This window comes from Neobacillus jeddahensis (assembly GCF_000612625.1).
GTDB classification, from domain to species: domain Bacteria; phylum Bacillota; class Bacilli; order Bacillales; family Cytobacillaceae; genus Neobacillus; species Neobacillus jeddahensis.
In genome coordinates, this window is sequence record NZ_CCAS010000028.1 from 39,467 (window position 1) to 53,381 (window position 13,915).

Genomic DNA, 13,915 nt, shown 5'->3' on the forward strand with positions numbered 1-13,915 from the left:
ATTTGGGGAAAGCTGAATGTATTGTAATAATTTACAAAATAGTTAAAGTGATTAAAAGGAGAGACATTCCGTGAAAAAAGTTCGTAAAGCCATTATCCCTGCTGCGGGGCTCGGGACACGCTTTTTACCCGCGACAAAGGCCATGCCAAAAGAAATGCTTCCTATTGTGGACAAACCAACGATTCAATATATTGTCGAAGAAGCAATTGCAGCTGGTATTGAAGATATTATTATTGTCACAGGTAAAGGGAAACGTGCGATTGAGGATCATTTTGATTTTGCCCCAGAGCTAGAGAAAAATTTAATGGAAAAAGAAAAATGGGATCTCTTAAAACAAGTGAACTATACCTCTAATCTTGCTGACATCCATTATATCCGTCAGAAGGAACCAAAAGGTTTAGGTCATGCGGTTTGGTGTGCCAGGAATTTCATCGGGGATGAACCCTTTGCAGTCCTTTTAGGGGACGATATTGTTCAAAGTGACACTCCATGTTTAAAACAGCTGATTGATCAATATGAATCCACCTTTTCATCGATCATTGGGGTGCAGCATGTTCCAGAAAATGAGACACATCGCTATGGGATTGTTGATCCGATGGAGCAGGATGGAAGGCTTTATCAAGTTAAGAATTTTGTAGAAAAGCCAAAGCCAGGTACGGCACCATCAAACTTAGCGATTATGGGAAGATATATTTTAACGCCAGAGATCTTTATGTACTTAGACCAGCAGGAGGAAGGCGCAGGTGGTGAAATTCAGTTAACAGATGCCATTCAAAAGCTCAATCAGATTCAACGGGTGTTTGCTTATAATTTCGAAGGGAAACGATTTGATGTCGGAGAGAAATTGGGCTTCGTCAAAACAACCATTGAGTTTGCCCTCCAACAAGAAGGCATTCACGATGAACTAATCCAATTCCTAAAAGAACTCATCGCAGATAACGAAAAAAGTAATCAACTAGAAACCCCTACAAAGGAAGTATAAATGGTGTCGGTAAATGGTGTCAGGCACCGTCCGTGGACAATGTCCATCTGAGAGGGACATGCTATTGGGAAGATGGTTGGCTATTATTATAAGAATTGTTAAAATAGGATGTTTGATTCATCCGTCCATTCCAAAAAAATGCCCCTGTTCTGCTCACAGAATAGGGACATTTTTTTGGAATGGCATGAGGGAGAATGATTAATCTCCACCTTCCTGGTTTGAATCCCCGCCACCGGAGGAAGTGTCGTGATCGACGCTTGAATTATGGTACTGGTCGTGAGTATCAACTCTATCGCCGTGGGATTGGCCTTTCTCCTTATTTAAACTTGGGAAAATTAAAAATGCCAAAATAATTAATATGGTACCAAAAAAATCCTGCGTACCGAAGATAAGATAAATTCCATAACCAAGAAGGAGAATTCCCACTACTCTTTGAAGCAATCGTATAATTTTCAGAGACATTCCCCCCTTAAGAAAAAGTAAGAAATAAAATGTCCTCTACAGAAGTTTAGTTAAACCCGTCTTGATTGAATCTTGATGGAGTTGCATCTACTAAATAAATATTTAAACATTTCTCATTTTATACGTTATTGACGAATTTCAGGCTTGGTTGTTTTCCTGGACAAATGGTACCACCCACTTTGGATGAGCAGGGCTTATACTAGAATCAGCTTTGAACATTTTGTTACAACTTCAAATAGCCCTAACTAACATGGAAAATCCTAGTATAATAAAGAAGTAAGCCGTGGTGCCTGACACCAGATATCATCTTATCGTAATCATATCGTAAAGGAGTGATTAGTTTGGCTCGAAATGTTCGCTTGTGGTTTGAAGGAGCAAAGTTTCATATCACGAGCAGAGGGATTAGGAAGAGTTGGCTATTTTATGAGGAGGAGGATTATGAGAAATATCTTTCTTTTTTAGAAGAAACAAGAACTCGATACCCCTTTCATCTCCACACCTATTGCTTGATGACCAATCATATCCATCTTCAACTTGAAACCCTTGATACCCCCCTTAGCATCATCATGAAAAATCTCAATACAAAATATGCCAAATATATTAACAAAAAGTATGACTTTTCTGGCCATGTGTTTGATAAACGCTATGGTGCTGAACTACTAAATTCACAAGAATATGAGATTGATGTGAGCAAATATATTCATTTAAACCCGGTAAATGCAGGAATGGTGGACGAGCCTGAGGATTATCCTTGGAGCAGCTATCGGGCTTATCTATATGGTGAAGAAAATCCTCATATTGACCCCAAATCCATTCTTTCGTACTTTCCTGATCCGCAACCCCAACAATATGAACAATATGTAAAATCGGCTGCAACTGAGAGGTTTTTTTGGGAAAACGGCAAACTTCTCAAGCATGAGGGGGCGTGGCTTCCATGTGGGCACGAGTAACGAGTATCGGCTTAATGGGTATGGAAGGCTATCGGGTTAATGTCGAAGTGGGGACGTATGTAGGGAATGATTCTTTTAAAATTGTCGGTTTACCCGATACCGCTGTGAAAGAGTCGAAAGAGAGGATAATTGCAGCTCTTCGTTCTTTAGGATATGTTTTATCAGGTAATAAAATAATAATTAACCTTTCACCAGCGGATCAAAAGAAAATGGGGTCATTATTTGATTTATCGATGGCGATTGCTTTGTTAGTGAGCCTGCATGAATTAGAGGTAATCATTCCAGAAAATACGGGTTTCTTAGGGGCGTTATCTTTAGATGGATCAGTACAAACTGTTGAGGGGCTTTTGCCTGCGGTTCTTGCAGCCCAAAAACTAGGCTTACAGAGGCTTTATATACCAGTTGATGATCATTTCCCTACGCTCGATATCGAAGGATTAGACATCGTATATATATCTTCGCTAAAAGAGGTCATTGGACATCTTACAGGTCTATGGGTACCTCCTATTTTAAAAAAGAAATAGGAAATGGATTTTTCTAATGCAGAAATTGATGTGGATTTTCAACAAATCGTTGGGCATTCCAGTGCCAAACACGCGCTAGAGGTCGCAGCGGCTGGGGAACACCATGTCTTAATGACCGGTCCACCTGGTTGTGGGAAAAGTTTGCTAGCCGAAAGTTTTCCATCCATACTTCCCCCATTAACAAAGGAAGCTCAACTAGAGGTACTCAGTTTGTATCAATTAAGTCGTAATAATTACACACGATGTAATATGCCTCCATTTCGAAATCCACATCACTCTGCCTCTGGCATCGCGATTATCGGCGGGGGGCAATACCCAAAGCCAGGTGAAATTTCGCTTGCTCATCGTGGTGTACTTTTTCTGGATGAAATTGGAGAGTTCACGAAAAAAACATTAGATATGTTACGGCAACCGTTAGAGAGTGGGCACATAACGATTAGCCGAACCCATGCATCGATAACCTATCCCGCTTCCTTTGTTTTGATAGCAGCCATGAATCCTTGTCCGTGCGGATATGCTGGCTCAAATTCACATTATTGTACCTGTTCACCAAAGCAAATTCTTTCTTATCAAAATAGACTTTCAGGACCGCTTCGTGATCGATTTGATATTAACCTATCCCTCAGACCAATTAAATTTGATGAAACCGCCAAGTTGGGAAATGGGGAGCGGTCTAGCATTGTGCGTGAAAGAGTAAGAAAAGCTAGGGAAAGACAATATGAAAGATATGGAAAAGAGCTCTGTAATAGTAGCGTCCCGTATGAAATACTTTTGCGGGCAAGTCCTTTATCAATCACCCAACAGTCCATCATTCAGGAAAAAGCATTAAAAGAAAATTGGAGTAACCGCAGCCAAATCAAAATCATACGCCTCGCCCGCACGATTTCAGATCTGCAAGCGTGCCCCTCCATTACCGACAACAGTATCGAGGAGGCCATTCAACTCAATCAACTGTAATAAAAGATTTTTTAATTTAAGGGAGAAGTTAAAGGTGTCAGGCACCATTAACTAGGTAGATGTAGTGAAAAAGAGGCCCTTTTATATAAATAGTAATAGGCTTAATGCCATGACCGCCATGCCGCCGATCAGACCATAGATTGATAAGTGTGCTTCGTCGTATCTTTTGGCAGCGGGCAATAATTCATCGAGTGAAATAAATACCATTATTCCTGCAACCGCAGCAAAAATGATGCCAAACATGATTTCATTTAGAAACGGCATTAAGAAAAGATAAGCAACTAATGCCCCAATTGGCTCAGACAATCCTGACAAGAAGGAAAGCTTAAAGGCTCTTTTCTTATCACCTGTTGCGAAGTAGACAGGAACGGAAACAGCAATTCCCTCAGGAATATTATGGATGGCTATTGCAACGGCGATGGCGATACCGAGCTTAGGATCTTGGAGTGCAGAAGTGAAGGTGGCAATCCCCTCAGGAAAATTATGAATTCCGATCGCAAGGGCCGTAAAAGTTCCCATTTTTAACAAATCGGGCGTTGTTCCATTGCTACTTTGAAGATTCATATCTTCGACTTTTTTCAGTTCATGTGGATTGCTTTGCTTGGGGATAAATTTGTCGATACTGGCAATTAAGAGCATGCCAGCAAAAAAGCTACCGACCGTCAGCCAGTTTCCTGGCACGAGTCCAAGCGCATCAACAAGTGCAATTTTGGCTTTTACAAAAATTTCGATCATGGAGACATAAATCATCACCCCAGCAGAAAAGCCAAGGGTAAGAGATAAAAATTTTGTGTTGGTGTGTGAGGTGAAAAATGCCAGAACGCTGCCTATTCCGGTGGCAAGGCCAGCAAATAATGTTAATCCAAAAGCTAATAGCAGATTTTCAGTCAACCTCGCTTCACTCCTTTATGAACGGGATCTTATCAAATACCCATCATTCCGCCTAGACTTTTTCTGTTTAGTTATATTCTATATGCACGTATTCAGAAATGTTTCCGATGAGAAATATCTAATTAATTAGGTTAATTGCGTTGCTTTTGGAATAGTAAAGAATTTGTTATCATATTAGTGTAGAATTATGGGGAAATAATTTATAATTGAAAAAATAAATATGCTGGATCCTGTCGATAATCTCAATTTTGTATAGTGGCATAGAGAGGATCTAGTATACCCGGAGGTTTTTATGAAAAATCAGTTGAAGGTAATGACCGTATTCGGAACGAGGCCGGAAGCTATTAAAATGGCTCCACTTGTAAAAGAATTAGAAAAATATCCTGACCAAATTCAATCAATTGTAACGGTAACGGCTCAGCACCGTGAAATGCTTGATCAGGTCTTGACAATTTTTGATATAACACCGGATTACGATTTAAATATCATGAAAGCAAGACAATCATTAATTGATGTCACGACTCGAAGTTTAGAAGGGCTAAATCAGGTTTTAGCAGAAGTGAAACCTGACATTGTGTTGGTTCATGGTGATACGACGACCACGTTCGTTGCAAGTCTGGCTGCTTTCTATCATTCTATTCCAATAGGTCATGTGGAGGCAGGACTGCGGACGCATAATAAATATTCTCCATATCCAGAGGAAATGAATCGTCAGTTGACGGGGGTTTTGGCAGATTTACATTTTTCACCAACTATTCAATCAAAGCAAAACCTGATAGTGGAAAATAAAAGGGAGGAAGCTATTTTCATTACAGGCAATACTGCAATCGATGCTTTAAAAACGACTGTAAAGGAAAATTATTCTCACCCTGTATTAGAAAAACTTAGCGAAGATCGCCTAGTTTTAATGACAGCACATCGCCGTGAGAATACAGGAGAACCAATGGAAAATATGTTCCGTGCAATTCGCCGTGTGGTGGAAAAGCATGATGATGTTCAAGTAGTATACCCCGTGCACATGAATCCTGTTGTTCGTGAAATCGCCAATCGTATATTGGGGGAAAATGACAGAATTCATCTGATTGAACCGCTTGATGTCATTGATTTCCATAATTTTGCCTCAAGAGCCTATTTAATTTTGACTGACTCTGGCGGTGTTCAGGAAGAGGCTCCATCATTAGGGGTACCAGTGCTTGTACTAAGAGACACCACCGAGCGTCCAGAAGGAATAGAAGCTGGTACCTTAAAATTGGCAGGAACCGATGAAGAGACAATTTTTGGTATGGCGGATGAACTGCTTTCAGAAAGAGCTGCCCATGATCAAATGGCAAAAGCCTCAAACCCATATGGAGACGGCTATGCATCGAAGAGAATCGTCGAAGCCATCCTCTACCACTTCAACAAGGGCCAAGAGAGACCTGAGGACTTTGTGGGGGGCAATTAAACTAAAGTGGTGTCAGGCACCACTCGTGGACACCCTCCGCCTCAGGAGGACAATTAACTCTATTTGAGGTATGTTGCGAGTTTGTTTGGCCCTCTAGTCTATTTAGGTAGGCAAGGGGGTTTTTGTTTGTGAGATTGTTTTAGGAGGTTATTGTATATGAAGTTAAAGAAGATTCATCATGTTGCCGTGATTTGTTCAGATTACCAACGATCAAAGAATTTTTATGTGGACGTTCTAGGACTAACACCGCTAAGTGAAATATACCGAGCAGAAAGGGATTCCTATAAGCTAGAGTTAGAAGTGGGCGGACAATACCAGATTGAATTATTTTCATTCCCTAATCCACCGGAACGCCCAAGCTATCCAGAAGCTAGAGGGTTACGGCATATTGCGTTTGAAGTAGAGGACATTGAAGAAGCAATACAGGAATTAATCCGTCATCACATTACAGTTGAACCGATCCGTATCGATTTACAAACTAGCAAAAAATTCACCTTCTTCGCCGATCCAGATGGACTGCCAATTGAACTGTACGAACGGTAATTTATCGTAAGACGGAGGAATAAATATCGGCCGGAATTACTGTCGCAATTAAAAAATAACCATCCTTTAAGTTAATAGAAGGAAAAACAACCGGGCGAGTCCAAACTATAACTAGGACTCGTTTGTTTATAGTGTCTACTCCAGGCGGACGGTGTCCACGAGCGGTGCCTGACACCACCAAAAACAACATCACCAAAAAATACGTCTTAAGTCTTAGGTTTCTTTCCGTTTATGGTCTATGGTAGGCAGGAGTTTTTTGGTGTATTGTGGAAGTAGTAAATGATTAGGACTTGTTTTGATGAGGTTTTTTTTAAGTTAGTGAAACATTCCTTTATGTTTATTCGTATGAATATAAAGGATTAATAAGTCAGGAGTCGATTCAGTATGAACCCGATTTTGTCATTTTTCGTTCGCTCGTTTGTAGCAGTTCCTATAACTGTTCTTACATGGCTTATATGCTTTATACCATTGGATTTCACCTTCTGGACATCTATTTTCTATGCCATCCTAGGGGGAATTCTTACCCATGTGGTCATGTCTTTATTTATGAACACAACCTATTTGAAAAAGCACCAGCTCTCTAGAAAGGAATATCGTTACATTCAGAAAAATCTAAGGGAAGCGAAGCTGAAAATCAAACGCTTGAATAAGAACATCTTCAAGATTCGTGATATCTATTCTGTTAAACAACGAATTGACATACACAGGATTACCAAAAAAATACACAAGATGACGAGCAAGGAACCAAAGCGTTTTTACCAAGCAGAAGAATTTTATTTTTCCCATTTAGATTCGATTGTTGAGCTGACTGAAAAGTATAGCTTCTTATCTGCGCAACCGAAGAAAAATGCAGAAATGGGGCAATCCCTTATTGAAACGCGGAGAACCTTAAACGAACTATCTAAGGTATTGGAAGAGGACTTGTATCATGTGATTTCCAATGACATCGACACATTGAATTTTGAAATTGATGTGGCTAAGCATACCATTGAAAAGAAAAAAGAATTGAAATTCCCTGATGAAAATAGGTGGCTAAAAAAATGAGTGAAAACAATCCACTCCAGAAATCTGGAGATTTATTAGATGATATTCTCGCTAATCCTTTTGGCGATCAACTAGAGCTCAGCAAAAGTGTAACTCCACAGCAAACTCAAGCCAATGAACCAAAACCGGTAAAGTTAATTGATGTCATTCCAGAGGAAAACAGAGCAAAGGCGTACCAGCTTGCTGAACAAATCGATCCGACCAACCATCAAGCCATGATCCTTTACGGTACCCAAGCCCAAGGAAAACTACTATCCTTCTCTCATGCCATGCTTGAGCATGTGCAGAAAAAAGATGTTGGCGAAATTGGGGATATCATCAATGATTTAATGAAGCGGCTGAATGAGGTAAATCCAGATGACTTGAAGGAAGGGAAGCCATCCTTATTTGCACGTATGTTTGGGAAAATTTCTGGCTCACTTCAAGAAGTGCTCTCTAAATATCAAAAAACAGGTGCACAGATTGATCGAATCAGCGTGAAGCTCGATCGTAGTAAAAATGTCCTTTTATCAGACATTAAACTTCTTGAACAGCTTTATGAAACGAATAAAGAATATTTCCATGCCCTGAATATTTATATTGCAGCTGGTGAAATCAAGTTGGAAGAAATGCAGACAAAGATCATTCCTCAGTTAAAAAAAGCAGCAGAAACTACCAATGATCAAATGAAGTTCCAAGAAGTCAATGACATGATTCAATTTGCTGACCGCTTAGACAAGCGTCTGCATGATTTAAAATTAAGTCGTGAAATCACGATTCAGAGTGCACCGCAAATCCGATTGATTCAAAACACGAACCAGGCGCTAGCAGAAAAGATTCAATCATCGATTGTGACAGCTATTCCTTTATGGAAGAATCAAGTAGCGATTGCTTTAACATTAATCCGCCAGCGTCATGCGGTTGAGGCACAGAAACAAGTATCGAAAACCACCAATGAGCTATTATTAAAGAATGCGGAAATGTTAAAGACAAATACGATTGAAACAGCGAAAGAAAACGAGCGCGGTCTTGTCGATATTGAAACACTCAAGAAAACACAGGAAAGCTTAATCTCCACACTTGAAGAAACGATGCGAATCCAAGAAGAAGGCAGAAACAAACGCCGCCTTGCTGAGCAGGAACTCGCAAACATGGAAAACGACCTTCGTCTAAAGCTATTAGAAATAAAAGGGAAATAAGAAAAACGTTAAGTTGCCCACTTTTTGGCGTACAGAGCTGGACATTTCTCAACCTCGAAACATATAAACTAATTTAACACAAAACAGGGCCTCCGCTGAACACTTCAGCGGAGGCCCTGTTTTGTTTATGAAAAAGCAGCTTAATTCTGAATTAATCACGGATGTGTCCACTACGGGTGGACAGTGTCCATAAAGGGTGTCAGGCACCAATTAGTGATTCACCGGTGTGGTATTTAGGTATTCTTCAAGGGTGATGCCACGGTTCATGATTTCTTTGGCGATGGCTTCTCCGACGTAACGGAGGTGCCATGGTTCGTATTTGTAGCCGGTGATTGACTCTTTTCCTTTTGGATAGCGGATGATAAAGCCGTATTCGGCTGCGTGGTTTTGGAGCCATTCAGCTTCAAGCGTTCCTTCGAAACACTCCTCGGCCGCACATTTTCCATTCCCGCCTGTTACATCAATCGCAAGGCCTGTTTCATGCTCACTCGTTCCTGGCAAGGCACTATAGGTTAAGGCGGAATCGTATCCATCCATGCTAACGTAGTGATTAAATAAGGCAGTCTGCGTTTCGTGGGATCGATAGGCTGAAACACCAAGGAGACTCACTCCATCTTGGTTTGCACCAGCAAATAATTTTTCGATAGCGTCAGCCGCTTCGGTGCGCATTTCTCTTTTTGGTAATTTCTCTTTAAATGTAAATGGAATGTCTGGAAAAACTAAATCGCTAGGATTATAACTTTCTGGCAATTTATTCTTCTTATTGACAAGCACAGGAATGACTTCTGGATCTGAAATGACTTGGATACTCGTATCCTGTTGGGTACTATTTTCATTTTTCCTAGGTACTGATGACTTGTTAGCAGGGACGGGCGGTTTACTAACTATTTTCTCGCTATTATGAGAAAAATTTCCTGAGCAGCCGGCTGTAGTGAGTACTAGCATTAGAAATAGAATAGTGAAAAGTAATTTTGGCATGATAAACTTCCTTTATAATAAAAATTCATTTCTATATATCCATCATGGACACTATTTATGACATTTAAAACGTAAGACCATAATAAAGTATACAACGATATGACGTTAAAGAATGGCACAAGTTTCAGGTGTAACACATTTGTAAACAAGATGACCAAAACCAACCATATATTTACACACGATGGGCCTTAAGACTCTTTTATTTTATTGTTATGTTGCTTATATTTTTAATAAACACATAAATCGTACGAAACGGCAAAACCATTGAAAAATGGTGACGCAAAACTAAAGGGGCTAAGGTGTAACAACGATGCTAGCCAGTTACCGAACACGACGACTAACTCCCGCGATTTATGTAAACCAACAATCGAGGAGGTTTTCATGTGTTAAAAATGTTCATTAGGGGTAAATATTATTATCATCTGTTCCAGCACCGGCACAATGAACTCTTACAGCAGGATTGCCTAAGTGAAGAATTAAGAATGAAGCTAAAGGTTAAAGCAACTTATCATAGTAGCAAGGCGGTAGAATTCGAAATGAAAATGTAATGGATACTATTTTAAGTGATAAAATAGGAAAAGCCTAGGAACTAACCTAGGCTTTTTGTTGTTTTTCAAACCTCTGGACAAAATTACAGTTGAAACAGGCTCGTCCAACCAGTCTTTTCGTTAGTAGATGTTCATAATAGATTTCTTCAAAACCACAGACAGGGCATTCAATTATATGGAATATTTGCCGTTCACCAAGTACGGCATCTAACAATAATTCAAAGTGCATTCATTTGTCCCCCTTGCCTATTATTTCTTTTAAGATAGCAAATCACAATGGTGAAGAAAGAAGAAACTTGTCAAACTGGACAAGAATATTTTCGACATTCTCCCTGACCCAGCAGTTGATACTGTTACGGGAATTATCACATTAAAAAATAATGGAAAATCATAAATAGTTAACCAGTAAATGGACATTCTATATGAAAAAGGTGGTGTTTTTTTGAAAGATAAGCAGGATGAAACAAGTGAAGGGTTAAATCAAATTTTTGAAATCATTAATGCTAAAGGGGATACAGGAGAGCTAAAGGAAATCGTTGAGCGCAGTGATGAATCGGAACCCCCTGAAAGTTGAAAAATAACAAGATGAGTACCAAAGGCCTAGAATTTTATCTAGGTCTTTATTTGTGAGTAATTTTTGCAAAACTATTGATAGATATTGGGGATTTGTGGATATTTTCCTTTGTATTGTGGATAAATGTATTAACTTTGTGAATATTTTTTATTTTTCATAAAATAAACAAACAGTTATGCACATATCATGTGCGTAACTATAGTTTAACTGTTGATAATATTGCGATAATTGTGGATAGAAATATAAAAAATGTTGATAACTGTGGGGGGATCTGTGTATAAGTGATTTTTTCATTTTTATGAATCATGACTAATGACCCTATCCTTATTGAGCTCTACGGACAACGCCCCATTTATTGCCCTTTATAGGTTGGACAACCTTCCACAAATTACATTTGCGAATAAATTAAATAGTAGGTTAGAAGGGAAGGGTGCGTTTCAAAATCGTTGTGAAATGACTGGCTATGAGTTGAATAAGGAAGGATGGTCACCAATCTTTTTATCTATTTGAATCAAAGGGGGAATAAGTAACTGTGAAAATTTTAATCGTCGGCACTGGTTATGTGGGGACGACGACAGGCCTTATTTTTTGTGAAATGGGTCATCAGGTAACGGGTTTAGATCTTGATGAAAACAAAATCCGATCCTTAAAAGAGGGTAAACTTCATTTCTACGAGCCAGGGCTCGATGCCTTGTTAAGTAAGCATGTCGCTGCTAAACATATAACCTTTACAAGGAAAACAGAAAAAGCGGTGAAAGAGAATGATTTGATTTTCATTTGTGTCGGAACACCACAAGATGCGGATGGAAGTGCAGATCTTTCCTATGTAAAAAGCGTTGCCGAATCAATTGGGAAATATATGAACAAATATAAAGTGATTGTCACGAAAAGTACAGTGCCTGTTGGAACGGCTGAGTTAGTGACCCAATGGGTTAGCGACAAACAAAGGACTCAAATTCCATTTGATGTCGTCAGCAATCCTGAGTTTCTTCGGGAAGGTTCCGCTCTCCAGGATGCTCTAAAACCTGATCGAATCGTCATTGGGACAACAAGTGAAACAGCGACCATAATGATGCGTGATTTATATAAGGATTTTGAATGTCCAATCATTGAAACCAATCCAACAGCCTCCGAAATGATTAAGTATGCTGCCAATTCCTTCCTAGCGATGAAAATTTCCTTTATTAATGAATTAGCGAGATTATGTGATAAACTTCAGATCAATGTGAATGATATCTCAAAAGGTATTGGTCTTGACCATCGGATTGGACCACATTTCCTTCATGCTGGTTTGGGTTATGGCGGATCCTGTTTTCCAAAGGATGTGAATGCCTTAATTAAAACTGCGAAAGAAAATAAGGTTCCGTTATCGATATTAGAGAGTGTCGTGACTGTAAACGAGGAACAGCCTCACTATTTGATTGAAAAAATCAAAGCAACCCTTGGCGATGATTTGAAAAATAAGACAATTGCTGTGTTGGGATTAGCCTTTAAGGCTAATACGGACGATACGCGAGAATCACCTAGTCTAAAAGTAATTGAGAGATTGTTACAAGAGGAGGTACAGGTGAAGGCGCATGATCCAATTGTAAAAATGGAGGAGTCGCCATTCTTGCAATTAGCTACGATAGAGGAAACGGTAGCTGGTGCGGATGCCTTAGTCATTGGTACGGATTGGGATGAGTATAAAAACTTGGATTGGACGGGCATCAAGCAGTTAATGAAGCAGCCGTTTATTTTTGACGGCAGGAATATCATTGATCGGGATGACACGGAAGGTTTTGGATTTCATTATTTAGGAGTTGCTAATTATTAGAACTGTAAGGCACACATGTTATTATTTGCTCATTTTAAAATATTTAAAACGATGAGAAGGAGTAGATTTCTACTCTTTTTTTTTGGCTGAAAGGAAAGTATAACTTTCCTTTCAGGCATATGTGCACTAAGGAAAGCTTCGGAGCATTGGCATCGCAGTCGAAAAGCTGTGCTTTTCGACGAACTACGCCTCTGTCTTCGCCCTTAGGGACTCGCCAATCGGCGAGTTTTCTTTATTGGATGGTGTTTTTTTAATACAAAGGGGGCCTATTCTTTTTGAATAGAAGCCCCTTTTCATTATTTTCTATTTATTACTCAATGGTAAATCCTGCACTTGCGTAGCCAGCAACAGTATTAATAAGACTTAGTCCTGTTGCCGATGAGGAAAAGACCATTAATAAACGATCTGTCTCAGCGACTGGTATGGCCAAAGATGTTGTAATTCCGCTGCTGATTGTACCTAATGCAATTACGCCAGTCAGAGCCGGTGTTAATGTTACTGAGGCACCAGGGATTGGAGTAAACACGTTGCTCGTGGCAGGAGCGCTGTATAACTGAGCAGTAATTGTAACCGACGACCCTACTAGTGCTAATGCAACCGTGGTACTAAAGAATGCGGAAATGGATGTAATGGTTCCATCGCGAGGAACGGAAAATGCAAAATTAATTAGAGGACCGGCTAAATCGCCTGTTAAATCGATGGTTCCGCCTAGCAGACTTATGCCTGTCCCGGAACTGCCGAATCCAAGAACACTAGCCGTTCCAACTAATCCACCTGCAATTGTTGTCATGACGATTGGACCACCCGAAGCTAAAGGAATAATTGCTCCTGTACCCGGCGCGCCGGTAGCGCCTTGAGGACCAGTAGCACCAGCAATACCAGCAGCACCAGTAGTGCCTTGAGGACCAGTAGCACCAGCAATACCAGCAGCGCCAGTAGCGCCTTGAGGACCAGTAGCACCAGCAATACCAGCAGCACCAGTAGGACCTTGAGGACCGGTAGCGCCAGCAACACCAGCAGCGCC

At 40.1% G+C, this 13,915-nt stretch carries 16 protein-coding genes and 1 riboswitch; of the genes, 11 read left to right on the top strand and 5 right to left on the bottom strand.

The genetic code is table 11. The features are described from left to right. Positions 1–70 precede the first annotated feature (70 nt). Complete coding sequence (galU, locus tag TY15_RS13420) at positions 71–982, top strand: UTP--glucose-1-phosphate uridylyltransferase GalU (RefSeq protein ID WP_040204268.1); 912 nt, start codon at positions 71–73, stop codon at positions 980–982. Between the two features lie 198 nt (positions 983–1,180). On the opposite strand, the gene TY15_RS13425 is transcribed toward galU, so the two are convergent. After that, positions 1,181–1,444 (bottom strand): hypothetical protein, encoded by a 264-nt coding sequence (locus TY15_RS13425; RefSeq protein ID WP_040204267.1) that lies wholly within the window; start codon positions 1,442–1,444, stop codon positions 1,181–1,183. A 332-nt stretch (positions 1,445–1,776) separates the two neighbouring features. Here TY15_RS13425 and TY15_RS13430 point away from each other — a divergent pair, with 332 nt between their 5' ends. Genes TY15_RS13430 through TY15_RS25255 form a run of 3 tightly spaced genes read left to right on the top strand, consistent with a single transcriptional unit; the run spans position 1,777 to position 3,875 of the window. After that, positions 1,777–2,394 (top strand): transposase, encoded by a 618-nt coding sequence (locus tag TY15_RS13430; RefSeq protein ID WP_244440930.1) that lies wholly within the window; start codon positions 1,777–1,779, stop codon positions 2,392–2,394. Next, positions 2,379–2,918, top strand: coding sequence for a magnesium chelatase domain-containing protein (locus TY15_RS25250; RefSeq protein WP_306454184.1), 540 nt, complete (start codon positions 2,379–2,381; stop codon positions 2,916–2,918). The genes TY15_RS13430 and TY15_RS25250 overlap by 16 nt, the downstream gene beginning before the upstream one ends. A gap of 3 nt (positions 2,919–2,921) precedes the next feature. Further along, entirely contained in the window at positions 2,922–3,875 is a 954-nt protein-coding gene (locus tag TY15_RS25255) for a YifB family Mg chelatase-like AAA ATPase (RefSeq protein WP_306454183.1), read from the top strand. A gap of 81 nt (positions 3,876–3,956) precedes the next feature. Here TY15_RS25255 and zupT read toward each other — a convergent pair whose 3' ends face one another. Next, entirely contained in the window at positions 3,957–4,766 is an 810-nt protein-coding gene (gene zupT / locus TY15_RS13440) for a zinc transporter ZupT (RefSeq protein WP_040204265.1), read from the bottom strand. A 292-nt stretch (positions 4,767–5,058) separates the two neighbouring features. Here zupT and wecB point away from each other — a divergent pair, with 292 nt between their 5' ends. The 4 genes from wecB to TY15_RS13460 all read left to right on the top strand — a co-directional run bounded on the left by wecB (position 5,059) and on the right by TY15_RS13460 (position 8,975). Next, a complete protein-coding gene (gene wecB, locus TY15_RS13445; protein ID WP_040204263.1) occupies positions 5,059–6,210 on the top strand; it encodes a non-hydrolyzing UDP-N-acetylglucosamine 2-epimerase in 1,152 nt (383 codons plus the stop codon). Between the two features lie 156 nt (positions 6,211–6,366). After that, entirely contained in the window at positions 6,367–6,753 is a 387-nt protein-coding gene (gloA2, locus tag TY15_RS13450; protein ID WP_040204261.1) for an SMU1112c/YaeR family gloxylase I-like metalloprotein, read from the top strand. A gap of 384 nt (positions 6,754–7,137) precedes the next feature. After that, the gene (locus TY15_RS13455) at positions 7,138–7,797 is read left to right on the top strand and encodes a 5-bromo-4-chloroindolyl phosphate hydrolysis family protein (RefSeq protein ID WP_040204260.1); all 660 of its coding nucleotides are present in this window, start codon (positions 7,138–7,140) and stop codon (positions 7,795–7,797) included. Beyond that, the gene (locus TY15_RS13460; RefSeq protein WP_040204258.1) at positions 7,794–8,975 is read left to right on the top strand and encodes a toxic anion resistance protein; all 1,182 of its coding nucleotides are present in this window, start codon (positions 7,794–7,796) and stop codon (positions 8,973–8,975) included. Before TY15_RS13455 ends, TY15_RS13460 begins: the two co-directional genes overlap by 4 nt. Positions 8,976–9,185: 210 nt before the next feature. Here TY15_RS13460 and TY15_RS13465 read toward each other — a convergent pair whose 3' ends face one another. Continuing rightward, the gene (locus tag TY15_RS13465) at positions 9,186–9,953 is read right to left on the bottom strand and encodes a M15 family metallopeptidase (RefSeq protein ID WP_040204257.1); all 768 of its coding nucleotides are present in this window, start codon (positions 9,951–9,953) and stop codon (positions 9,186–9,188) included. Between the two features lie 244 nt (positions 9,954–10,197). Further along, positions 10,198–10,282: riboswitch (cyclic di-GMP riboswitch) on the top strand. Positions 10,283–10,336: 54 nt separating this feature from the next. On the opposite strand from TY15_RS13465, the gene TY15_RS24290 reads away from it, so the two are divergent. Next, entirely contained in the window at positions 10,337–10,501 is a 165-nt protein-coding gene (locus TY15_RS24290; RefSeq protein WP_157042260.1) for a hypothetical protein, read from the top strand. Between the two features lie 46 nt (positions 10,502–10,547). On the opposite strand, the gene TY15_RS13470 is transcribed toward TY15_RS24290, so the two are convergent. Continuing rightward, positions 10,548–10,730, bottom strand: a complete 183-nt coding sequence (locus TY15_RS13470; RefSeq protein WP_040204255.1) for a hypothetical protein — start codon at positions 10,728–10,730, stop codon at positions 10,548–10,550. Positions 10,731–10,943: 213 nt separating this feature from the next. Here TY15_RS13470 and TY15_RS25170 point away from each other — a divergent pair, with 213 nt between their 5' ends. Together TY15_RS25170 and TY15_RS13475 are read left to right on the top strand one after the other, a co-directional pair. Then, positions 10,944–11,075, top strand: coding sequence for a hypothetical protein (locus TY15_RS25170; protein WP_257000217.1), 132 nt, complete (start codon positions 10,944–10,946; stop codon positions 11,073–11,075). A 532-nt stretch (positions 11,076–11,607) separates the two neighbouring features. Then, a complete protein-coding gene (locus tag TY15_RS13475; RefSeq protein ID WP_074432812.1) occupies positions 11,608–12,891 on the top strand; it encodes a UDP-glucose dehydrogenase family protein in 1,284 nt (427 codons plus the stop codon). A gap of 310 nt (positions 12,892–13,201) precedes the next feature. Here TY15_RS13475 and TY15_RS13480 read toward each other — a convergent pair. Next, positions 13,202–13,915, bottom strand: a 714-nt coding sequence (locus TY15_RS13480) for an exosporium glycoprotein BclB-related protein (protein ID WP_042374813.1), incomplete at its 5' end; no start/stop codon positions are given.